The sequence below is a fragment of the Acrocarpospora phusangensis genome (assembly GCF_016862995.1).
Taxonomy (GTDB): domain Bacteria; phylum Actinomycetota; class Actinomycetes; order Streptosporangiales; family Streptosporangiaceae; genus Acrocarpospora; species Acrocarpospora phusangensis.
Map to the genome: position 1 here is coordinate 84139 of NZ_BOOA01000019.1, position 22460 is coordinate 106598.

Annotated in this window: 19 protein-coding genes; 10 read left to right on the plus strand and 9 right to left on the minus strand. The window is 70.6% G+C overall.

Going from position 1 to position 22460, the window contains the following annotated elements; all coding sequences use genetic code 11:
- Positions 1 to 178 precede the first annotated feature (178 nt).
- On the minus strand, positions 179 to 373 hold the full coding sequence (locus Aph01nite_RS13980) for a hypothetical protein (protein WP_239161672.1): 195 nt from the start codon (positions 371 to 373) through the stop codon (positions 179 to 181).
- Positions 374 to 801: 428 nt separating this feature from the next.
- On the opposite strand from Aph01nite_RS13980, the gene Aph01nite_RS13985 reads away from it, so the two are divergent.
- The 4 genes from Aph01nite_RS13985 (at position 802) to Aph01nite_RS14000 (ending at position 6619) form a co-directional block, all read left to right on the plus strand.
- On the plus strand, positions 802 to 1368 hold the full coding sequence (locus Aph01nite_RS13985) for an HhH-GPD-type base excision DNA repair protein (protein WP_204041283.1): 567 nt from the start codon (positions 802 to 804) through the stop codon (positions 1366 to 1368).
- A gap of 201 nt (positions 1369 to 1569) precedes the next feature.
- Positions 1570 to 3663 carry a SpoIIE family protein phosphatase gene (locus Aph01nite_RS13990; protein WP_204041284.1) on the plus strand — a complete coding sequence of 698 codons (2094 nt, stop codon included), beginning with the start codon at positions 1570 to 1572 and terminating at the stop codon, positions 3661 to 3663.
- 219 nt (positions 3664 to 3882) lie between these two features.
- Entirely contained in the window at positions 3883 to 5520 is a 1638-nt protein-coding gene (locus Aph01nite_RS13995; RefSeq protein WP_239161664.1) for an RNA polymerase sigma factor, read from the plus strand.
- 199 nt (positions 5521 to 5719) lie between these two features.
- Positions 5720 to 6619 (plus strand): hypothetical protein, encoded by a 900-nt coding sequence (locus Aph01nite_RS14000; protein ID WP_239161665.1) that lies wholly within the window; start codon positions 5720 to 5722, stop codon positions 6617 to 6619.
- On the opposite strand, the gene Aph01nite_RS14005 is transcribed toward Aph01nite_RS14000, so the two are convergent.
- Positions 6609 to 7358, minus strand: a complete 750-nt coding sequence (locus tag Aph01nite_RS14005; protein ID WP_204041287.1) for a YaaA family protein — start codon at positions 7356 to 7358, stop codon at positions 6609 to 6611. The two genes, Aph01nite_RS14000 and Aph01nite_RS14005, sit on opposite strands and share 11 nt — an antisense overlap.
- Positions 7359 to 7422: 64 nt before the next feature.
- On the opposite strand from Aph01nite_RS14005, the gene Aph01nite_RS14010 reads away from it, so the two are divergent.
- Positions 7423 to 8133 (plus strand): GNAT family N-acetyltransferase, encoded by a 711-nt coding sequence (locus Aph01nite_RS14010; RefSeq protein WP_204041288.1) that lies wholly within the window; start codon positions 7423 to 7425, stop codon positions 8131 to 8133.
- 67 nt (positions 8134 to 8200) lie between these two features.
- On the opposite strand, the gene Aph01nite_RS41405 is transcribed toward Aph01nite_RS14010, so the two are convergent.
- Entirely contained in the window at positions 8201 to 8431 is a 231-nt protein-coding gene (locus Aph01nite_RS41405; RefSeq protein ID WP_239161666.1) for a DUF7455 domain-containing protein, read from the minus strand.
- A gap of 232 nt (positions 8432 to 8663) precedes the next feature.
- Between Aph01nite_RS41405 and Aph01nite_RS14015 the strand changes: the two genes are divergently transcribed.
- Positions 8664 to 10748, plus strand: a complete 2085-nt coding sequence (locus Aph01nite_RS14015) for a DNA gyrase/topoisomerase IV subunit B (RefSeq protein WP_275419229.1) — start codon at positions 8664 to 8666, stop codon at positions 10746 to 10748.
- Positions 10749 to 10754: 6 nt separating this feature from the next.
- On the opposite strand, the gene Aph01nite_RS14020 is transcribed toward Aph01nite_RS14015, so the two are convergent.
- Positions 10755 to 11255, minus strand: a complete 501-nt coding sequence (locus tag Aph01nite_RS14020; protein ID WP_204041290.1) for a beta-class carbonic anhydrase — start codon at positions 11253 to 11255, stop codon at positions 10755 to 10757.
- Positions 11256 to 11424: 169 nt separating this feature from the next.
- On the opposite strand from Aph01nite_RS14020, the gene Aph01nite_RS14025 reads away from it, so the two are divergent.
- On the plus strand, positions 11425 to 11670 hold the full coding sequence (locus Aph01nite_RS14025; RefSeq protein WP_204041291.1) for a hypothetical protein: 246 nt from the start codon (positions 11425 to 11427) through the stop codon (positions 11668 to 11670).
- Between the two features lies 1 nt (position 11671).
- Here the strand turns inward: Aph01nite_RS14025 and Aph01nite_RS14030 are convergent, their stop codons facing one another.
- A complete protein-coding gene (locus Aph01nite_RS14030) occupies positions 11672 to 12229 on the minus strand; it encodes a thioredoxin family protein (RefSeq protein ID WP_239161667.1) in 558 nt (185 codons plus the stop codon).
- A gap of 127 nt (positions 12230 to 12356) precedes the next feature.
- Here Aph01nite_RS14030 and Aph01nite_RS14035 point away from each other — a divergent pair, with 127 nt between their 5' ends.
- Complete coding sequence (locus Aph01nite_RS14035) at positions 12357 to 12719, plus strand: VOC family protein (protein WP_204041292.1); 363 nt, start codon at positions 12357 to 12359, stop codon at positions 12717 to 12719.
- 74 nt (positions 12720 to 12793) lie between these two features.
- On the opposite strand, the gene Aph01nite_RS14040 is transcribed toward Aph01nite_RS14035, so the two are convergent.
- Positions 12794 to 15280 (minus strand): DNA gyrase/topoisomerase IV subunit A, encoded by a 2487-nt coding sequence (locus Aph01nite_RS14040; protein WP_204041293.1) that lies wholly within the window; start codon positions 15278 to 15280, stop codon positions 12794 to 12796.
- A 92-nt stretch (positions 15281 to 15372) separates the two neighbouring features.
- Between Aph01nite_RS14040 and Aph01nite_RS14045 the strand changes: the two genes are divergently transcribed.
- Complete coding sequence (locus tag Aph01nite_RS14045) at positions 15373 to 17766, plus strand: Hsp70 family protein (protein ID WP_204041294.1); 2394 nt, start codon at positions 15373 to 15375, stop codon at positions 17764 to 17766.
- Between the two features lie 102 nt (positions 17767 to 17868).
- On the opposite strand, the gene Aph01nite_RS14050 is transcribed toward Aph01nite_RS14045, so the two are convergent.
- From Aph01nite_RS14050 to Aph01nite_RS14060, 3 genes are read right to left on the minus strand one after another with little or no spacing between them, the layout of a single operon-like run.
- Entirely contained in the window at positions 17869 to 19725 is a 1857-nt protein-coding gene (locus tag Aph01nite_RS14050; protein ID WP_204041295.1) for a dynamin family protein, read from the minus strand.
- Positions 19715 to 21505, minus strand: a complete 1791-nt coding sequence (locus Aph01nite_RS14055; RefSeq protein ID WP_204041296.1) for a dynamin family protein — start codon at positions 21503 to 21505, stop codon at positions 19715 to 19717. Before Aph01nite_RS14055 ends, Aph01nite_RS14050 begins: the two co-directional genes overlap by 11 nt.
- The gene (locus Aph01nite_RS14060; RefSeq protein ID WP_204041297.1) at positions 21502 to 21750 is read right to left on the minus strand and encodes a hypothetical protein; all 249 of its coding nucleotides are present in this window, start codon (positions 21748 to 21750) and stop codon (positions 21502 to 21504) included. The genes Aph01nite_RS14055 and Aph01nite_RS14060 overlap by 4 nt, the downstream gene beginning before the upstream one ends.
- Before the next feature lie 110 nt (positions 21751 to 21860).
- Between Aph01nite_RS14060 and Aph01nite_RS14065 the strand changes: the two genes are divergently transcribed.
- Complete coding sequence (locus tag Aph01nite_RS14065; protein ID WP_204041298.1) at positions 21861 to 22454, plus strand: RNA polymerase sigma factor; 594 nt, start codon at positions 21861 to 21863, stop codon at positions 22452 to 22454.
- Positions 22455 to 22460: the final 6 nt, after the last annotated feature.

Below are 22460 nucleotides of genomic sequence, written 5' to 3' on the forward strand. Positions count from 1 at the left end.
GGATTCTCACGGGGGTCTCGTCGCCGTCTTCGACTCACGGGGGCTCCTCGGTCCTCCCGTCGTTTCCGGCGTCGCGACTGCCGTTCCAGTCGGTCGGCTCGGTCCGCACACTCACGCTTCTACCTTCTCGCATAACGGCGCGAAACGGCATCCGGAACGCGGGCTGGTGACTACCCCGTTATCTGCTGCTCGGCGGGGCAGAGTTGATCATCGCGAGGAGGTGCTCGCGAGCGATCCTTTCGATGATAGCCGGAGTCACCTCGACGCCGAGGTGTTCCGCACAAGCCCAGACATCCGCGACACATCGCTCCACGGCCGGACGGGGCACGGCGGGGAACTCGGCGGCCAGCACGGCGTTGACCGGCTGCGTCAAGCGCGGGTCCGGCCCAGCCACCACGCCGGAAATTTCGCCTTTGCCGGAAATGTCGGGAATTTTGGGGTTCTTTTGGATGTGTGGCGCCAGAACAGGCATTGACGGATGCACTCCTCGCTGACTGGGCTCATGGCCGGCAGGCAGGCTCGATTTCCGAAGGTGTCCAAGTCCGCACGGGCACTGTCGTACCAACGAGAAACCCGTCCCACAGACAGCCGGTCAGCGGCCGGCCGGGCGGGTTCGTCCGCCGCGGCTGTCCCAGATCACGACTTTCTCATTGATGGGGGGTGGTGCGTCTCTCATTCCATAACTTTCCGCGCGGGTGTCAACCCTTATTGTGGTCTGGTTCTGACCTGATTAAGGGCGATCTTTCCCCTCGATCGCCCGTCCTCGCCCCCCGGCCGGGCGGCGCGTGCGAAGCTTGGCCCATGCGAATCCAGCTCGCCCAGCAGCAGGAAGCCGACGCGCTGCTCGGCCGCAGCCCGCTGGCTCTGCTCCTCGGCATGCTGCTCGACCAGCAGGTTCCGATGGAGTGGGCGTTCGCCGGGCCGTACACGATCGAGTCCCGGATGGGCCGCGATCTGGACGCGGCCGCGATCGCTTCCTATGATCCGTCGGAGTTCGAGGCCCTGCTGGCCGCCAAGCCCGCGGTGCACCGCTATCCGCGCGCGATGGCCGGTCGTATCCAACTGCTGGCGGCCTATCTGGTCGAGCACTACGATGGCTCCGCCGACGGGATCTGGACCGATGTCGACGACGGCGCCGAGCTGTTGCGCCGCCTGCTGGCACTGCCCGGGTTCGGCAAACAGAAGGCACAGATCTTCCTGGCTTTACTGGGCAAGCAGCTCGGGGTGCGTCCCCGGGGCTGGCGCGAGGCGGCCGGGCCGTACGGCGAGGAGGGGGTGCACCGGTCGGTGGCCGACGTGGTCGACCCCGACAGCCTGGCGAAAGTGCGCGAGGCGAAGCAGGAAGCGAAGCGGGCTGCGAAGAAGTAGTCCTCACATCCGTGGGGGTGAGCCGTCAGATCTTGCTGCGCGAGGTGGCGCTTTTTTGACAGGATGCGTTGACCGCATGCCGGGCGGGGCTTCCGTCCGCGCATGCCCATCGCCGATGATGTAGGGCAGACCTGCGCTACTCAACACAGTTATGGAGATGTGCCTCGTGGGAGACCCTGGCACGCGACGGAGGTGCCGACCATGAGCGCCGAAACCTCCGTGCCCCGTCCCCGGGAGTCGGGTTTGGACATCTCAGACTCGGGCCTCCTCAGAGGCCTTATGTCGGAGGCGCCGTTCGCCTTCGCGTTTTTCGACCCCTCTGGTCGGTTCGTCCGTGTCAACTCGACCTTTACTGAACTGACCGGGCTCGCTGTTGAGCGGCATATCGATCGTATTCCCGCCGATCTCCTCTCGGCGGATCTGACCACGTTGATCGACTCCGCGCTGCGCAGGATCACGGACGAGGGACTTCCGGTCACCGACCTCAGGCTCAGGACCCGCGCGGAGAACGGCGACACCCGGCACTGGACGGTCGCCTTCTTCCCCATGCACGACGAGGAGGGCGCCCCGCTGGGGGCCGCCCTGTTCGGCGTGGACGTCACCGAGCGCCAGCTCACCGAGGAGGACCTGCGCCGCAGCGAGGAGCGCTACCGCTCGCTGGTGGAGTCCCAGCAGCAGCTCGTCTGGATCACCTCGCCCAGCGGCGCCGTGATCGAGGACGCGCCGCAGTGGCGCGCCATCACCGGCCAGGGCCTGGAGGAGTACCTCGCGCACGGCTGGCTGGACGCGGTCCACCCCGACGACCGTCCCGGCGCGGAGGAGGCCTGGCGGGAGGCGCTGCGCGGCCGGACCATGTTCGAGTGGAGCTACCGGGTCCGCACCCGGGCCAGCGGCTACCGGCACTTCGAGGTCAGGGCCGTCCCGATCATCCGGCACGGCCGGGTGGTGGAGTGGGTCGGCGCCAACTCCGACGTCACCCCGCAGCGTGAGGCCGAGGAGATGCGCGGCCGCCTCACCGACCAGCTCGGCGCCGCGGCGCTGCGCACCGCCCGCCTCCAGGGCGCCACCGCCATGCTGGCCGAGGCGCTCACCGTGGAGCAGGTCGTCCAGGTCATCATCGACGTGGGGCGTACGGCGCTGGCCGCCGACCACTCGGCCGTGGCCCTGCTGGACGCGGAACGCGCCAGCCTCAAAGTGATCAACAGCGGTGGCATCCCGGACGTGCCGAGCGCGCCCGGCGAGGACATCCTGCTGTCCCGCTCCAGCGTGATGACCATGGCGGTGAACAGCCGCCGCCCGGTCTTCGCCGAGTCGCCGGACAGCCTGCGCACCCAGCTCACCGACGCCGGCGCCGAGGCGGCCCAGGTCAACGGGTTCCTCTCGCACACCGAGGAGCGGGCCTGGGTGGGTCTGCCGCTGCTGGCCGCCGGCCGCGCCCTGGGCGCTCTCCGGTTCTCCTTCACCCGGCCGCAGAAGATCTCCCAGGAGGACGGCGTCTTCCTGGAGGCCCTGGCCGGGCAGTGCGCGCTGGCCGTGGAGCGGGCCACCCTGTTCGAGCGCGAGCACAAGACCGCCGAGACGCTCCAGCGCAGCCTCCTGCCGGATCGGCTGCCCGTGGTGCGCGGCCTGGTGCTGGCCCAGCGGTTCCGCTCGGGCTCCCGACACGTGCAGGTCGGCGGCGACTGGTACGACGCGTTCGTGCTCCAGGACGGGCGGGTCGCGGCCGTGGTCGGCGACGTCATGGGCAAGGGCGTCAAGGCGGCGGCCGGGATGGGCCGGATCCGCAACGCCATGCGCGCCCTGGCCCTCACCAATCCGCCGCCCGCGGCGGTCCTCACCGGCCTGGACCGGGTGTTCGAGGCCACCGAGGAGGAGGAGCAGGTCACCACCCTGGCCTACATGGTGGTGGAGCCCGGCACGGGGGAGGGCACGCTGGCGCTGGCCGGTCACCCGCCGCCCCTGCTGGTCTCGCCGCAGGGCACCGCGATCCTGTACGAGACCGAGCCCGGCACCCCGCTGGGCTGGGCGACCAGCCGCAAGCAGTTCCGGTTCGCCGTGCCGCCCGGGCACACGGCGGTGCTCTACTCCGACGGTCTGGTGGAGAACCGCAAGCGCGGTCTCGACGCCGGCCTGCGGGAGCTGGCGGCCGTCGTGGCCGAAGCGCCGGAAGAAGTCGTGACAAGTCCGCATATGTTGTTGGATTTCCTGGTGGACAGGATGTTGTCCGGGTATGAGCAGGATGACGACGTGACGGTGCTCGCGGTCCACGTTCCCGCAGCCACGAAGAGTGACTGAATGAATCAGTCATAACGGTTGCTTTCGGGTATCGGTGACCGACTTCCGTACGCACTACTGTCTCGGTCGGCCTAGGGTGGAGAAGCAACCGGCCGGAGGTGGCCGTACGGGCTGTCATGGCGTGCCAGAATGGCATGTCGCGGTCCGCGCGGCCTCGCCATCGGAAAAGAAGCAACCACCTGGGTCCATTCTCGCCATGCGTTCGTTCGAGAGGTGTTCGTGTCGCCTGCAAGTTCGACTCGCTCGAAGCCGTCGGAGCTGAACGAGCCAGTGATTCAGCAGCTCCTCGAGCGTGGGCGCTCGCAGGGTTTCCTCGAAGCTGAGGATGTCCGCCGGGCCGTCGAGGAAGCGGACATTCCTGTTCCGCAAGTCGCCGGAATCCTGCGCAGCCTCAGCAAAGAGGGCATCATCGTGAGGCTCACGGCCGAGGATTCCGCAGCGCCCAAGAAGGCCAAGAGCCCGGCGAAGAGCCGCGCCAAGGCCGCGCCCGTCAAGAAGACCACCAAGGCCGCCGCCGCCAAGGAGTCGCATCCGGAGACCGTCACCGCCGTGGTGAACGATCCCGTGTCCGACGCTCCCGCCGCGGCGAAGAAGCCGGTGGGCAAGAAGGCCGCCCCGGCCAAGAAGGCGGCTCCGGTCAAGCCGAAGGCCGAGCCCGCCGCGGCGGCAGCCGCTCCGGCGGCGCCCAAGATCGAGCCGAAGGCCAAGCCGGCCGACCTGTCCGAGGACGAGGACGACATCGACATCGAGGATGTCGAGATCGAGGACTTCGACATCGAGGATGTCGAGATCGAGGTCGAGGTCGAGGGTGAAGGCGAGGTCGACGCGGACGCGGAGGCCGAGGAGGAGCCCAAGCCGGAGGCCGTCGCCAAGGTCGAGGAAGAGGTGCTGATCCTCACCGACGACGATGACGACGCGCCCGTGGCCCAGGTGGCCGCGGCCGGTGCCACCGCCGACCCGGTCAAGGACTACCTCAAGCAGATCGGCAAGGTCCCGCTGCTCAACGCCGAGCAGGAGGTCGAGCTCGCCAAGCGCATCGAGGCCGGCCTGTTCGCCGAGGAGCAGCTCGGCACCGACGGCGAGCAGCTGCCGGTGGACGTCCGCGCCGAGCTGGAGTGGATCGCCGAGGACGGCCGCCGGGCCAAGAACCACCTGCTGGAGGCCAACCTCCGCCTGGTGGTCTCGCTGGCCAAGCGGTACACCGGCCGCGGCATGCTGTTCCTGGACCTGATCCAGGAGGGCAACCTCGGCCTGATCCGCGCCGTGGAGAAGTTCGACTACACCAAGGGCTACAAGTTCTCGACGTATGCCACCTGGTGGATCCGGCAGGCGATCACCCGGGCCATGGCCGACCAGGCGCGGACCATCCGCATCCCGGTCCACATGGTCGAAGTGATCAACAAGCTGGCCCGCGTCCAGCGGCAGATGCTGCAGGACCTGGGCCGCGAGCCCACGCCGGAGGAGCTGGCCCGCGAGCTCGACATGACCCCCGAGAAGGTCATCGAGGTCCAGAAGTACGGTCGCGAGCCGATCTCCCTGCACACCCCCCTCGGCGAGGAGGGTGACAGCGAGTTCGGTGACCTGATCGAGGACTCCGAGGCCATCGTCCCGGCCGACGCCGTCAGCTTCACGCTGCTCCAGGAGCAGCTGCACAGCGTTCTGGACACCTTGTCCGAGCGCGAGGCGGGCGTCGTGTCGATGCGGTTCGGCCTGACCGACGGTCAGCCGAAGACGCTGGACGAGATCGGCAAGGTCTACGGGGTGACCCGGGAGCGCATCCGCCAGATCGAGTCCAAGACCATGTCGAAGCTCCGGCACCCGTCGCGTTCCCAGGTTCTGCGGGATTATCTGGACTAAATCCGGAATTACCACGACATAAGTTGACGGCCTCACTTTTCGATTTCATGAAAAGTGGGGCCGTTAACGTGTGTGTAACGCGCATTTAGCGTCGGTAGCACGGGGAGGGCCTAGGCTGCGCCCCGTGGGAGTTATCGAAGTGGATCGGGCACGTGCTCGGGGGCCACGAGTGATCCCGGACCGCCCTTGGGCGGACATCATGCTCGATGAGACGGTGACCGCCGTCCATCGCAGAAATCTCGAGGCGGGGCTGCCCGCGCTTGCCGCGACCAGGGGTGATCCCGAAGTCCGGGCGCTGCGGGTGGAGGCGCTCTCCCGCGCGGCCGTGGGGATGAGCCGGGGCATCGAGAGCCTCATCGTGAGAGACCAGTCCAACGCCGACCTGTGGTTGTGGCTCGGCCGTACGCGGATAGAGGAGGCTTGGGAGATCAAGCCGGAGGTGAAGGCGCGAGCCGTACAGGCGCATCGGCTTGAGGCCTATCACACGGCGATGGAGCAGGCCAGGCAGCCGCTGCTGACGGCGGCGGGGCTGGCGCCCGGCGATCCGGTGCCGTGGGAGTCGATGTTGTGGCTCGCGCTGGGGCTGGAGCGGCCGAGGGCCGACAAGGATTCGGTCTGGTTCGAATGCACGCGGCGCTGGCCGACGCTTTATTCGGCGAATGTGGCCAGGTTGGTCACGCTTTCGCCGGGCTGGGGCGGAACCGCGCAGGAAATGATGGAATTCGCCAGGACCACGGCGGCGCGGGCCCCGGAGGGCAGCCCGCTCCCGGCGCTGCTGCCGCTGGCCCATTTCGAGAATGTCGCGGCGGAACGCACGCCGATGTCCCGGGGCGGCTGGTTCTCCTTCGACGCGCAGCGGGAGATGGTGTCGGCGGCCGGGCAGTGGTCCGAGCGCCGGATCGGTCCTCCGCATCCGCGTTCGATCGAGGCGCACAACGCCTTCGGCGCCGCCTTCTACCTCGCCGACCTGCGACGGCCCGCACGCGGGCACCTGATCAGGACCGGCGGGCGCTACAGCCGGGTGCCCTGGTCGCACCTGGGAGATCCGGAGTCCCAGTTCCAGCGGGCCTGCGGCAAGCTGAATGTGATCACGAACTGACGATGACGTCGAGGCGTCCGGGGTGGAGTTCGGCGCGGTGGCCGAAACCCGCCAGGACGTGGGCGAGCTGCTCCGGCGTGGCCGGGGCCTTGGCATGCTCGGCCAGCGACCGCGCGACCGCACCGCGCGTCGCCTTCGCCATGTGGCTCACCACCGTGCGTTTCCCGTTCGCCTCCTGCAGCACCCGGACCGCGACCACCCGCGATCCGGCCTCCCGCGGAGGTTTCCAGGCCGCTCCGTACGTGGCCGAGCGCATGTCCACGATCAGCCCTTCTTCGGCGTCCAGCACCGGGCGCAGCGCCGGACGCCAGTACGCGGCGAGCCCGCCCATCGGGGGCAGTCGCACCCCCATCGACAGCCGGTACGGAGGCACGCGGTCGGTCAGCCGCAGCGCCCCCCACAGGCCGGACATGATGACGATGCGCTGCTCGGCCCTGCGGCGGGCCCGGGCGGGCAGCGTCGCCAGCCCGAGATGGTCGTAGAGCACCCCGGAGTAGAGCTTGCCCGCGGCCAGCGTGGGCGCGGTGCGCAGCGCCCGGTTCTTGACGATCTCCCCGGCCAGGCCGTCGGTCAGTTCGAGGACCGCCTGGGCTTCCGGGGTGTGGCTGAGCTGCACGAGCGCATCCAGCACCTTCTCGCGGTGGCCGGTCAGCTCGGGAAAGCTGAGGCCGGCCAGGTCGAGCGCGGGCCCGCGCCGGGCGGCGGACTTGCCCTCGGAGGGCGGCAGCAGGATCAGCACCCGGTCACCCTATCGGTCGTGAACACGCAGGCTGGAGGGGCTCTGGAGGGGCTATCGTCCCGGGATGGACGATATTGAAACCTTTGATCGGCTGGTTCATCGGGCGTGGCCCGCGCCCGAGCAGGTGACGGCGGGCTCCTGGATCTACCGCTACGCGGCCGGGGTGACGAAACGGGCCAATTCCGTGCTCCCGCTCAGCGGGACGGGCTCCTGGGACCGTGTGGACGCGGCTGAGCGCTTCTATCGGGGCCTCGGAGCCGCCTGCGTGTTCTCCATCGGCCCCGGCGCGGAGGGCGGCCTTGACGCGGAGCTGGCGGCGCGCGGATACCGCACGGTGGACCCCACACTGATCATGACGGCGGAGACCGCGCCGGCGGATGGCGCGGATGTGGCGGACACGCCCTCGGCGGAGTGGTTCGACACCTGGTGGGAGGTGGACGGCGGACGCCATCCCGGCCGCCCCGACGCGCGGGACTGGGCCCGGCGCATCCTGACCGGCGTCCAGGCCGGGTACGCCTCGGCCGGGCCGGACGCCGTGGGCCGCGGCGTGGTCCAGGGTGAATGGCTGGGGGTCTACTGCATGGCGGTACGGCCGTCCGCGCGCCGGAAGGGCAACGGGACGGCCGTACTGCGACAGCTGCTGGGGTGGGGGCACGGACGCGGCGCGCGGCGCGCCTATCTGGTCGTCACCGAGGCCAACGCCGGAGCGCGGGCCCTTTACGAACAGGCCGGATTCGTCGTCTCAGGCGGATACCACTACCGCGTGAGCCCCTGAAGATATTGGGCTGAAGATATGGGCAACGGCGCGATCCGGTGTGAACCGGTCGCGCCGTTGCGTATGATCAACGTTCGTCGGCGGACGCCGTCGAAGGGGTTTCCGAGAGTCGGGCCGACTCGTCCTGGATCTCGGCACCTTTGTCGCGCAGGGCGGCCACGTGCCGACGCCCATGGTGGGCACAGAACAGCAGTTCCGCACCAACCTGCAGCGTCGCGCGAATGTAGGCCTGAGCGCCACACCGGTCACACCGGTCCAGAGCGGTCAGCGGCTTAGCGGGGGCGAGAGCTCCAGTCACGTATCGCCTTTCGGGTCACCCCGTCTGAGCGGGGATGTTGGCGTCACAGTCACTTGGGACAACATCTAACCCGATGAGGGCGTTCCCAATCACCCCCTGGCTACGCCGAGAGCGGAATGTTCCGAAAAGTGATGCGGATCACACGGCAAGTAACGTGCACTCCGCTATCCCTGGCAAGCTATGTAGTCGGGAATTCACGCCACACGCTAAGCTGCGTACGCGTGTTCGACTCGTGAACGTGGGAGCTGGTGTGACGGTAGCGGAGACGGGTTACACAGCTCGTCACCTGTCGGTGCTGGAGGGCCTTGAGGCAGTCCGCAAGCGTCCGGGTATGTACATCGGGTCCACGGACAGCCGGGGGCTCATGCACTGCCTCTGGGAGATCGTGGACAACGGGGTGGACGAGGCCCTGGCCGGATTCTGCTCCCGCATCGAGGTCGAGCTGTACGCGGACGGGTCCATCGAGGTCCGCGACAACGGCCGCGGCATCCCGGTGGACGTGGAGCCCAAGAGCGGCCTGGCCGGAGTCGAGCTCGTCTACACCAAGCTGCACGCGGGCGGGAAGTTCGGCGGCGGCTCCTACGGCGCCTCCGGCGGTCTGCACGGCGTCGGCGCCTCGGTGGTGAACGCGCTCTCCTCCCGGCTGGACGTGGAGGTCGACCGCGACGGCAAGGTCCACGAGATCAGCTTCCGCCGTGGCGTGCCCGGGGTGTTCGAGGGCGACGGCCCAACCGCGAAATTTCGTAAGAAGTCGGGCCTGCGCGACGGCGGGCGGCTGACCAAGAAGATCACCGGGACCCGGGTGCGCTGGTGGGTGGACCACCAGATCTTCCTGCCCGACGCCGAGGTCTCGCTGGACGAGATCCACGTGCGGCTGCGCCAGACCGCCTTCCTGGTGCCCGGCCTGACGCTGATGGTGCGCGACAGCCGGACCGAGGAGGTGACCGAGGAGACCTTCCACTTCGACGGCGGCATCTCCGAGTTCACCGAGTTCCTGGCCCAGGACGAGGCGCTCTGCGACGTGTTACGGCTCCAGGGTGTGGGCCACTTCCGGGAGACCGTGCCGGTCCTGGACGAGCAGGGCCACATGACCCCCACCGACGTCGAGCGCGAGCTCACCGTGGACGTCGCGGTGCGCTGGGGCAAGGGCTACGACACCACCGTGCGCTCGTTCGTGAACGTGATCGCCACCCCCAAGGGGGGCACCCACGTGGCCGGCTTCGACCGCGCCCTGGTCCGCACCGTGAACGAGCAGCTCAGGGAGACCCGGCTGCTCAAGAACGGCGACGACGCGGTCACCAAGGAGGACATCCTCGAGGGCCTCACGGCCGTGGTCACCGTGCGGGTGCCCGAGCCGCAGTTCGAGGGCCAGACCAAGGAGGTGCTCGGCACCTCGGCGGCCACCAGGATCGTCTCCCACGTGGTCGCGCGGGAGCTGAAGGAGCTGTTCGCCAGCCCGAAGCGGGCCCAGAAGCAGGCCATGCGGGCGGTGCTGGAGAAGGTCGTCGCGGCGGCCAAGGCACGCATCGCGGCTCGGGAGCACCGGGACAACCAGCGGCGCAAGAGCGTGCTGGAGAACTCCGCCCTGCCGGCCAAGCTGGTGGACTGCCGCAGCGACGACGTGGACCGCAGCGAGCTGTTCATCGTCGAGGGTGACTCCGCGCTGGGCACGGCCAAGCTGGCCCGGGACTCGGAGTTCCAGGCGCTGCTGCCGATCCGGGGCAAGATCCTCAACGTGCAGAAGGCGTCGGTGAGCGACATGCTCAAGAACGCCGAGTGCGCCGCGATCATCCAGGTGGTCGGCGCCGGCTCCGGCCGGAGCTTCGACATCGAGGCGGCGCGGTACGGGAAGGTCATCCTCATGGCCGACGCCGACGTGGACGGCGCGCACATCCGGTGCCTGCTGCTCACGCTGTTCCACCGGTACATGCGGCCGATGGTGGAGGCCGGGCGGGTCTTCGCGGCCGTGCCCCCGCTGCACCGGGTCGAGCTGACCAATCCGGGCCGGGGGCAGGAGAAGTACATCTACTGCTACTCCGACGCGGAGCTGCACAAGGTGCTCGAAGGGCTGCGGAAGAAGGGCAAGCGCTGGAAGGAGCCCCCGCAGCGCTACAAGGGCCTGGGCGAGATGGACGCCGACCAGCTGGCCGAGACGACCATGGACCCCCGCCACCGCGTGCTGCGCCGGGTCCGGATCGAGGACGTCGAGGCCGGGGAGCGCATCTTCGACCTGCTGATGGGCAGTGACGTGGCTCCCCGGCGGGAGTTCATCGTGAGCAGCGCGGCCGAGGTCGACCGCGACCACATCGACGCGTAGGAGTCGCTAAGGGAGCTCGATGGGCTCCAGCTTGCCCGTGTGCACGTCGTAGATCGCGCCGCCGATGGCCAGGTCCTCGACGAGGAAGGGGCTGGCCTTGATCCGCGTCAGGTCGTGGCGGAGCGCCGCGTCCTGATCGGGGACGGTGTGGAAGTCCAGGCTGCGCGTGTCGATGCCGCGAGACCGGGCCAGCGCGTGCACGTCCTCGTCGGTGGCCTTGGCCATGCCACAGTCCGTGTGCGGCATGACCAGGACGCGGTTGACGCCGAGCAGGAATACGGCCAGCACGAGGGTGCGTAGCACGTCGTCGGTGACCCGGGCGCCCGCGTTGCGCAGGATCTTGGCGTCACCCGGCTTCAGGCCGAGCAGCCCGAGGGGGTCGATCCTGGAGTCCATGCAGGTCACCACGGCCAGCCCGCGGGCGGCCCGTCCAGTCAGCTCACTCCCCGCGAAGGCGCTCGCGAACTCGGTGTTGGCGGCTAGCAGGTCATCGAAGGCACCGTTCATGACTCCGATATTCCCTTACGGCCGTTTCATGGTCTTTTCCGGGGCCTATCAATACGCCGAAGATCGCACGATCAGTGGTCACCTTGGGTGATGATGTCGTGACCCAACGTGCAAGATCGGTGACCGTACGCCACGACGGCGGTGTCGCCGAGTCCCGAGGAGAGCAAAGATGAGCACCACCGAGACGCTGGCCGACCAGCTCCGCGCCCAGGCCCGCCGCCGCCTCGACCGCGTCGAACCCCGTGACGAGGGCCGCAACGCCCGCCTGGCGCTGGCCCTGCTCGACGCCGCCTGCTACGTGGAGACGCTGCCCGCGGAGGACCCGCTCCCCGAACTCCCGGAGATCGGGGAGGTCCTGCGCCACTGGCCGTGGGGCGAGCCGGCCGACCTGATCCGCCTGCTGGCGGACGCGTAGCTCAGGAGGGTTCGTTCCCGGGCTTCCATTTGATGCCGCAGCCGAGGCTGGGGTTCTGGCCGGGCACGGCCTGCCCGGCCAGCATCGCCTCGGTGGCGGCGCGCAGCGAGGCCCCCGTGACCGGGACGTCGTTGCGGGGGCGGGCGCCGTCGAACTCGCCCCGGTAGGCGAGCCGGTGGTCGGCGTCGTACAGGAAGAAGTCGGGGGTGCAGGCCGCGTGGTAGGCGCGGGCCACGTCCTGGCTCTCGTCGATCAGGTACGGGAACGTGAACCCGGCCCGCGCGGCCTGCTCGATCAGGTGTTCCGTGTCGTCGTCGGGGTAGTTGGCGACGTCGTTGCTGGAGATCGCGACCGTGGCGACCCGGCCCGCGTAGTCCGTCGCGTACGGGCCCAGGCCGTCCTCGACGCGGCGCACGTACGGGCAGTGGTTGGACAGGAAGACCACCAGGACGGGAGAGCCCTTGTGGTCGCTGAGGGCGACGCGGTCGCCGCTGATCGCGGGCAGGTCGAAGTCGGGCGCGGCGGAGCCGAGCGGCACCATGGACGAGTTGACGGCCACGTTGTCCCCATCTTTCGGCGGGTGATCTGGTCAGGACTGCTTCCGCCCATTCAATACCCGGCTGACCCTGGCGGGCACCAGTGACACCGGTATACGCTCTTTGCTGGTTACGGAATGAGGAGGATTCATGGCCATCGGAACACTCAGCGAGGTCGTGCTCGACTGCCCCGACCCCGAGGCGCTGGGCGGCTTCTACGCCGAGATCCTCGGCTGGAAGGTGGAGCGGGAGGAGGAGGACTGGGTGACGGTCGCGGGTGATGGGCCGTTCAAGCTCGCCTTCCAGCTCGCCCCCGACCACAAGCCCCCGGTCTGGCCCGACGCGGAGCACCCGCAGCAGTTCCACCTGGACATCCGGGTCCCCGACCTGGTCAAGGCCACCGACGAGGTGATCGCCCTCGGCGCGGTCAAGCACCACCACCAGCCGGGCCTGGAGGAGGGCTTCATCGTCTTCCTCGACCCGGCCGGCCATCCGTTCTGCCTGGTCGACTGAGCCCCTTCACAACGTCCTTCACAAACGATGGTGGGCCACCCCGCATGGAGTGGCCCACCGTCGTCATGTCCGGGTCAGAACAGCGGAGGTTCCTCGGGGGCCTCGTCCGTGCCCGGGCCGGAGAGGGCGCCGCCGATGGCGGCCACCGTGTGCGTGAGCCGTACGCCGGAGCCGTCCCGGCGGCCGAGGTCGGACGGCAGCGGGACCGGCTTGCCGACGGCGGAGACGGCCTTGGCGGGGGCGGGCCCGGCCCAGGCCAGGAGAAGGGTGTCCTCGCCCTTGAGGAAACGCTGGGCGCGCACGCCGCCGGTGGCGCGGCCCTTCGGCGGGAACTCGGCGTAGTCGGCGATCTTGCCGCCGCCGACCTGGGTGCCGGGGAGGGCGGTGGACGACCCGGCGATCGTGATCACCCGGGACTCCCGGGCGGGGTCCACGGAGCCGAACCAGATGACCCGCGCGCCCGGCTCCAGCCGGATGCCCGCCATGCCGCCGGCCGGGCGGCCCTGCGGCCGCACCTGACTGGCCGGGTAGCGGAGCATCTGCGCGTCCGAGGTGATGAACACCAGGTCGTGCTCCTCGGCGATCAGCTCGACCGCGCCGACCACGGTGTCGCCGTCGCGCAGCCCGATGACCTCGAACTCGTCCCGGTTGCCGGGATACTCGGGCACCACGCGCTTCACCACGCCCTGCGCGGTGCCGAGCGCCAGGCCGGGGCTGGCCGGGTCGAGCGACCCGAGGCCCACCACCACCTCGTCCGGGTTCAGCGCCACGTATTCGGCGACGGGATGCCCGCCCGCCAGCGACGGCGGATTGGCCGACGGGGGCAGCGCGGGCAGGTCCACCACGGAGACGCGGATCATCCGGCCGTGCGAGGTGACCACGCCGATCTCGCCGCGGACCGTGGAGCGCACCACCGACACCAGCACGTCGTGCACGGTGCGTTCCCCGTCCCCGGGCAGCGGGTCCGCGTCGCCGGTCCTGGCCAGCAGCCCGGTGGAGGACAGCAGCACCAGGCAGGGGTCGTCGGCGACCTCCAGCGGCACCGCGGCCGTCTTGGACACCCCGGACGACTCCAGCAGCACCGTACGGCGCGGCGTGCCGTAGGTCTTGGCCACCTCGGCCAGCTCGTCCGAGACGACCTTGTTCAGCTTGTCCTCGGAGGACAGGATGGCGGTCAGCTCGGCGATCTCCCGGGTCAGCGTCTCCTTCTCCTTGTCCAGCTCCAGCTTGTCGTAGCGGGTGAGCCGGCGCAGCGGCGTGTCCAGGATGTAGTTGGCCTGGATCTCGGTCAGCTCGAAGATCTCCATCAGCCGGCCGCGGGCGGCGGCCGAGTCGTCGGAGGAGCGGATGACCTGGATGACCTCGTCGATGTTGAGCAGCGCGACGATCAGGCCGTCCACCAGGTGCAGGCGCTCCTCCCGCTTGCGCCGCCGGTGCTGGGAGCGCCGCCGGACCACGTCGATCCGGTGGTCCACGTACACCCGGAGCAGTTCGCGCAGGCCCAGGGTGCGGGGCTGGCCGTCGACCAGGGCCACGTTGTTGATGCCGAAGGTCTCCTCCATCGGCGTCAGCCGGTAGAGCTCCTCCAGCACCGCCTCGGGGATGAAGCCGTTCTTGATCTCGATGACCAGGCGGAGGCCCTTGTGCCGGTCGGTGAGGTCCTTGAGGTCGGCGATCCCGGAGAGCTTCTTGGCGTTCACCAGCTCCTTGATCTTGGTGATCACCCGCTCCGGGCCCACGTTGTACGGCAGTTCGGTGACGATCAGCCCCTTGCGCCGCGGCGTCACGTTGTCCACGGTGGCCTTGGCCCGCATCCGGAAGGTGCCCCGGCCCGTCTCGTACGCGTCCCGGATGCCGGCCAGGCCGATGACCGAACCGCCGGTGGGCAGGTCGGGGCCCGGCACGAAGCGCATCAGGTCTTCCAGCGTCGCGTCCGGCTTCCTGATCAGGTGCCGGGCGGCGGCGATGACCTCGCCCAGGTTGTGCGGGGCCATGTTGGTGGCCATCCCGACCGCGATCCCGGTGGAGCCGTTGACCAGCAGGTTCGGGAACGCCGACGGCAGGACCGTGGGCTCGGTCTCCTGGCCGTCGTAGTTGGGCTTGAAGTCGACGGTCTCCTCGTCGATGGACTGCACCATGAGCATGGCGGCGGCCGACAGCCGGGCCTCGGTGTACCGCATGGCGGCCGGCAGGTCGTCCGGCGAGCCGAAGTTGCCGTGGCCGTCCACCAGCGGCAGGCGCATCGAGAACGGCTGGGCCATCCGGACCAGGGCGTCGTAGATGGCGCTGTCGCCGTGCGGGTGGAGCTTGCCCATCACGTCGCCGACGACCCGGGAGGACTTCACGTGCCCCCGGTCGGGCCGCAGCCCCATCTCGTTCATCGAGTAGAGGATGCGCCGCTGCACGGGCTTGAGCCCGTCCCGGGCGTCCGGGAGCGCGCGCTGGTAGATCACCGAGTACGCGTACTCCAGGAAGCTGGTGCGCATCTCCGCGGAGACGTCGATGTCGACGATCCGCTCCTCGAAGTCCTCGGGTGGGGGGCTGGTGGTTCGTCGGGCCATGTCGAACATTTTGCCGGTCATCCAGGCGTGCCGCGACTCAGACGCGCTTCGCGCCCGCAGCCGGGTCCCGCTTGGACCACTATCGTTGTCGCTTGGCCGGGTTTCAGGGATGGGAGGCCGGGATGGCGCAGTGGTGCCTCGGCGTGGACCTGGGGACGAGTTTCTCCGCGGGGGCGATCGCGACCGACCGGCGGGTGGACATCCTGGAGGTCGGCGGCGAGCGCCGGGTGCCGTCCACGATCCTCCTGAACGAGCAGGGCGTGCTGGTGGCCGGCCGGGTGGCGCAGCGGTCCATGGTCCGCCATCCGGAGCGGGTGGAACGCAATCCCAAGCGTTACGTGGGGCGGGCCGCCATGCTGCTCGGCGGCGTCCCGGTGGACGTGAAGGACGCCATGGCGGCCATCCTCTCCTTGTTCGTGGCCGAGGGCCGTACCCGGTTCGACGGCGCGGATCCGGCCACCGTGGTGCTGACCTGCCCGGTCGCCTGGCGGCCCGACCGGCGGGAGATCCTGATGGCCGCCGGGCGGGCGGTGGTGCCCGGCGCGCGGATCGTGATCGTGGAGGAGCCGGTCGCCTCGGCGCTGCACTACACCTCCATCCACAGCGTCTCCGGCGGCCGCCAGGTCGCCGTGTACGACCTGGGTGGCGGCACCTTCGACACGGCCGTGCTGGCCGCCAACGGCGACGACTTCGACGTGATCGGCGAGCCGGGCGGCGACGACATGATCGGCGGGGAGGTATTCGACGAGCGCGTCTTCGCCTTCCTCGGCGCCCAGCTGGAGCGCTCCGCCGCCGACTGGTGGGCCGAGGTGAGCGCCAACCCCGACCGCCGCTACCGGGCCGCCGCCGCCGACCTGCTGGACGAGGCGCGGGCCGCCAAGGAGACGCTCTCCAACTACGACACCGCCAGCCAGTACGTGGCCGGCGCCGACGTGGACGTGCAGATCTCCCGGGCCGACCTGCACGCCCTGGTGGGCGCGGACATCATCAGGACGGCCGACATCCTCGACGAGACCATCGCGGCGGCCCGGGTGGACCGCCGCCAGCTGTCCGGCATCTTCCTGACCGGCGGCGCCAGCCGCATGCCCCTGGTCCACGAGACCATCAAGGCCAGGTACGGCGAGCTGGTCCGCACCTACGACGACCCGAAGATCGTCGTGGCCCTGGGGGCGGCCCGCCTGGCCTGGACCATCCTGGAGGCCGAGGAGGCCAAGAACCAGGCCAAGAACGCCGCCAAGAACGCCAGCCTGGTCACCAGCCAGATCAGAATCCCCCCGAAACCCGCCGAGGGCGGCTCCGTCAAAACCCTCATGGAGGGCGTGTACGGTGTCCACGTCACCGCCCACGGCACCTACTGCCTGTGCGTGGAGGGCGGCAGGCAGCTCCTGCGCCGGTTCGACGTGGCCTCCGGCCGTACCGACCGGGAACTGGCCTTCGGCCCGGTCATCGACTGGGCGGCCAGTGACGAGGGCATCCTGCTGGCCGAGCGCGGCCCGAACGGCGCGGTGGTCCGCACCCTCACGCCGGAGCTGGTGATCCGGTCCACCCAGGCGCTGCCCGGGGTCGCCGACGTGCGGACGATCGCCAGGGGCGGGACCGGGTGGGCGTTCTTCCACCCGGGCCCGGTGCTGCCGGTGGACAACTCGCGCGGCCTGCCCTGGGGGGAGACCGGCGAACTGGCCATGCTGGAGTTCCGGCTGGGCGGTTTCTTCCAGGAGCCCGCCCACATCCCGCTCGGTCCTTCGGCGCGCTGGTTCGTGAACGAGGACGGCGTCCGCCGCAGGCTCCTCGACCAGGACAGCCCGACCGGCGTCGAACCCGCCCTGGCCATCGGCTCCCCCGGCTGCACGGTGGTGCTCGGCCAGTACGCGTTCCAGAACGGCTTCCTGCCCTGGCAGGTGTTCCTGATCATCGACCCGGGCGGCCGGGTTCGCCGGGTGGAGCGCCGCCCGCCCAACTGGCTGCAGCAGGTCGTCCTGCACGAGTCGAAGTGGTTCGTGGCCACCAGCACCGGCCTGGAGATCGACGCCGCCCCGAACCCGCCCCGGGTGCTCGCCACCCGCCCTCGCGCGGGCGCGCTCCGCTGGTTCCCCGCCGGCCGGGAGATGTACGCGGTGGGCATGGACACCGTGCTGCCCGCCCAGGGCTGGTCGGTCCTGCACTGCGACCGCAGCACCGGAAACATGCGCACGCTCGCCCACGAGCCCGCCACCGCCCTGCTCGGCCACCTCACCTCGCGGTCGCCCGCCGAGCGCCCCCGGGTGGTGGCCGACGGCGAGACCCTCTGGCTCGGCGTCTCCGGAGCGCGTGACACCTCCCGGATCATGCACGTCACCCCTGGCGGGGCCCGCCAGGCGCTCACCGCGCCCGGCTGGGCCGAACCGCTGGCCAAGGTCCCGCAGGGCCTGCTCTACCTGCGCGTGCCCGACGCCATGCCGGGCCCGGAACAGTCCCAGCCGGGACGCCTCTGCCTCCTGCCCGACTGACCCCGCCATGTCGGCCGGACGCGCCAGGCCACAAACCGGGCTGACCGGGGCTGGCTCCCGGGACAGCCTCATCCGCACGCGGGCTCTTCGGGAACGCCCAGGTCACGTGGCGGGTTTGACCAGGGCCGCCGCGATCTCGCCGCGCAGTCCGGCCGCCCGGCCGGTGAGGGCGGTGATCGTCTCCAGGCGTTTGGCGGCGGACTCGCGGGTGTTGCGCTTGTCGGCCTCGTTGCTCGCCGCCAGGGCGCGCAGTTCGGCGCGGCGGGTCTCCAGGTCCTTGCGCTGGGTGGCCAGGGCGGTGTCGGCGCTCTGCTCGACGGTGGCCCGCCAGTTCGCCACCTCCCGCTCCAGGGCCAGCGTGATCTCGTTGCCCGCCTGGGTGAACTGCTCGGCCAGCAGCCGCCGCAGGGCCTGCTGGTTGCGGTTGACCTGGTCCCATTCGCGGCGCCGTACGAGCACGGCGGCGGCCAGGGCGGGGCCGATGATGAAGCCGATCGGGTTGAGGTGCGCGATGATCAGCCCGAGGCTGGCGGCCATCGCGGCGGCGGGCACGCCCTCCCGGAACATGTCCATCTTGACCTCGGCCGCCGGTTCGCTCCTGAGCTCGTGCGACCAGACCCGCGGCATGGCCACCTTGGCCAGGTCCATGTCCATCGGGTCCAGCCGCAGTGAGCGCAGGAACTCGTTGAGCGCGTTCCCGACCAGGGCGCTCACCTCGGCGACGATCTCGTCCCAGGCGGCCTGGATGGAGCGCTCGACGCTCTCCGGCAGCTGCTCCAGATAGCGTTCGAGATCGGCGCGCTTGGTCAGCTCACCCACCGCCAGCTCGTACGGCTGCCGCACCCGGGCCAGGTGGGCCCGCGCGATGCCCGCCACCTCGCGCCCCAGGAACTGGTTGCCCACCGCCGACCGGCGGCGCTCCTTGGCCGTCTCGGCCAGGTCGGCCAGCGCGGCCTCCACCTCGGCCAGCCGCTTGGCGGGCTCCTTCTGGTCGTCCGAGGCCCCCGCCACGTGGTCGGTCGCCACCGCGCCCAGGGCGGCCAGCACCGACGCGCAGGCCGACACCACGGTGGCGCTGCGCGCCAGCTCGCGCCCTTCCGCGCAGGAGCGCAGGTACTCCTCCAGCCGGCCGATGCCGCTGCGCGCGTGCAGCTGGTCGGCGCGCTCCGGCCGCCCGAGCCTGCGCTGCGCCACCGCCGCCTCGGCCAGCTTGGCGCTCACCGGCAGCCAGGCCGCCCCCCGCAGGATGGCCGCGTTCTCCGGCGCCACCAGGCCGGACTCGGCCACGAAGGTGTCCAGGCGGCGGCGGTTCTCGGCCAGCAGGGCCTGCCAGTTGGCCGAGTCCTCCACCTTGGTCAGCACGAACGTGACCGCCTGAACCCGCTGCACCGCCTCGGCCAGGAACTCCAGCTCGTGCCGGAGCACCGGCTGGTCCTGCGCGCTCAGCGCGAACAGCAGGGCGTCCGCGCGCTGCAGGATCGCCACGGTGGCCTGGCGGTGCCCGACCGTGAGGCTGTCCACGCCGGGGGTGTCCAGCAGCCGCACGCCGTCCAGGAGCGGGTGGTCGACGGTCAGCTCGACGTTGACGACCTCGCGGCGTTTGGCCGGGTCGCCGGTCATCGAGGCGTAGTCGGTGATCTGGGCGGGGTCGATCGCGAAGTCCTCGTCGGCCTTGTGCACCCGCGCGGTGAGCGCGGGACCGCGGCGCAGCCCCAGGTAGCAGTTGGTGGCCACGTCGGCGTCCACGGGCAGTAACCCGGGCTGGCCGATCAGCGCGTTGAGCAGGCGGCTCTTGCCGCGCTTCTGCGCGCCGGCCAGGACGACGGTGGTCTCGCTCTCCTTCCACCTGGCCGCGACCTGGACCAGCACCTCGGCCAGGTCGGCGCGCCCGGCCTGCTTGGCGAGCGTGTTGACCTCGTTGGCCAGGCGCAGCACGCGGGTGACGAGCTCAGCCGACATGCGGGGAACCTTTCTGGACGGCCGTGACCGCGAGGTGGGCGTAGCTGTCGCTCACGCTCTCGGCCGCGCGCCGGTCGGCGGTGAAGGGGAGGAAATGGCTGAGCGAGCGGAACCGCGCGCTCAGGGCGGCCGCGTAGGCGGCGACGTCGGGCGGCCCGGCGCTGAGTCCGACCTGGGCGGCGCCGTCGCCGCCCGCCAGCAGGCAGGTCAGGGCCTGGCGGTCCTCGGCCGGGACCAGCGGCGAGGCCAGCAGCCGCCGGACGGCGTCGCCGTCCACGGGGGCCGCGGCCACCGGCAGGAAGATCGGAGCAGGGGTCTGGAGGATCGGCGGCGCGGCCAGGTCCTCCAGCACGCCGAGCACGTCCCTGGCGCGCTGGCCGCCGACCCGGCCGCGTTCGATCATCGCGCGGGCCCGCCACCGCTCGGTCGCGCGCCGGGCCGCCTCCGGGACCTCTCCGGCGGGTACGCCGAGCTGTTCGGCCGGGTCGTCGGAGCGGGCCAGCCGGAGCAGCTCGTCCCGCATCTCCTCGCTGAGCACCAGCTGGCCCCGGGCGACCGCCTCGACGGCCGCGAAGATGCGCAGGCCGTGCAGCCCGGCGGCGATCGGCTTGGTTTCGTCCAGTTCGGCGGCGAGGGCGTCCAGCGTGGCCAGGTCGGAGCCGAACGCGGGGGCGCGGGAGACGCGCCGCAGCTGGGTGATCGCGGCCAGGGCCTTCAGCTGGTCGGCCCGGCGGGCGAAGTGCACGATGCCACCGGCCACCGTGCCCGTACGGGCATCCACCCCGAATCCCGATTTATCGAGCAATGTCTGGCGGAGGGCGTCGGGGCCGGCGGCGGCGTGGGCGATCGCGGTGCGTAAGCCGTACCGGTGGAGGTGGCGGATGAGGCGGCGGGCCACGTCGGGGGCGAGCGGCGAGTCGGGGGAGTCGGCCAGGTCGTCCAGGTCGAGCAGGAGGAACTCCAGGTCGGCCTCGTCCAGCCGGGCGAGGGCGGCCAGGCCGTCCAGCTCGGCCGGGCCGAGGGCGCCGGTGCCGGCCGTCTCGGCGAGCAGGCCGATCACCGGGACCACGTCGAAGACCGAGGCGCGCAGATCCGCGTACGCCTTGACGGCCAGCCGCCGCGCCGTCGGCCAGGGGTCCTCCTCGTCCCCGCGCCGGTCGATCTGGCTGAGCACGGCCAGGGTGTTCACGCAGGTCATGCCGCACGCCTCGGTGAGGCCGCGGAACTCGGCCAGGGTGGTGTCGTCGAAGGCCTGGACGTAGCGGAGCACGTAGATCAGGGCCTGGGCGTGGTCGTCGTCCTCGTCGGTGCCGAAGATCATGCGGCGGGCGGCGCGCTCGTTCTCGACGGTCGTGGTGTTCATGCCGGGGGTGTCCACCACGGTGATCGCCCGCAGCGCCTCGGAGGCCAGGCGCACGCGGACCCGCCGGACCAGGTCCACCGGCACGCCGAGGTCGTCGGGGAGCCGGTGGCCCGGAGCCAGGCGGGTACGCAGGACACGGCCGTCCTCGCACTCGATCTCGACGAGGCCGTCATCGGTGCCGTACTCGTACTGGGTGACGACGCGGGTGCACTCGCCGGCGTCCACGGGCGCGACGGGCAGGCCGAGCAGGGCGTTGACGAGCGTGGACTTGCCGCTGCTGACCGCGCCCGCGACGGCGATCTTCAGCGGCGCGTCGAGGCGGGCCCGGACCTGGCGCACCCGGTCCCGCAGTCCGGGATCGACCAGCTTGGCGATCGTCGTGCCGCACAGCTCGCGCAGGCGGTCACCAGGGTTCATGCCAGATCCCCGAAATCCCCAACATCGGAGAAATCGCCACTAAAGTCCGTTTCTTCAACAGAAATGTCGAAATATGCCTCGAAGTCCTCGTAAAGGGCTTCGGGTTCGGCTTCGGTGGTGTTCATTGTCTCCTCGAACATGGCCAGGCTTTCCGCCGGAGTGGGAGGCGGAACCGAGCCGTAGAGAAGGTCGTAGAACGCGGTCGCGTCATCCTCCTCCGCGCCCTCATTACGTTCGAATATCATGCCGTGTCGTCTCATGTCGTTTCAGCGGCGAGCGTGGTCTGATCGTCGCAGATTTCCCGGTACTGGCCTTCGGCGCCGGGTCTTTCCTGATCCGGGAGGACGTGCTGCGCATGTCTGCTCCACTGGCCGGCGGAGAGCTCGACGGTGGCACCGGCGGTGGTGCCGGTGGTACCGGTGGTGCCCAGGGTGCGGACGACGCCGTGCTGCTCGCGGCCGCGCGCGCCGGTGACGGCGAGGCCTTCCGCCGCCTCTGGGAGCCGGTCGAACGGCGGGCCTTCGGGCTCTGCTTCCATCTGACCGCCAACCGCCCGGACGCGCTCGACGCGCTGCAGGAGACCCAGATCGCCGCCTGGAAAGGCATGCACAGGTACGAGGGCCGCGCGCCCTTCGCCGCCTGGGTGCTGGCGATCGCCCGCAACGCCGCTCTGAGCGTGGTACGCCGCCGCAACCCCCACGACGACCTGCTGTTCCCCGAGGCGGCCGAGCCGCACGCCGCGGAGAGCGGGTTCGACGAGACCGTGGCCGGCCTGGTGGACCTGCGCCGCGCGCTCGGCACGCTGGCCCCGGCGCACCGGGACGCCCTGCTGCTGTGGGCGGGCGGCCTGACGTACGAGCAGACCGCGGCCACCCTGGACGTGCCGCTGAACACCGTCAAAGTGTGGATCTTCCGGGGCCGCCGGAGCCTGCGGGAGTTGCTGGGCTGATTCAAT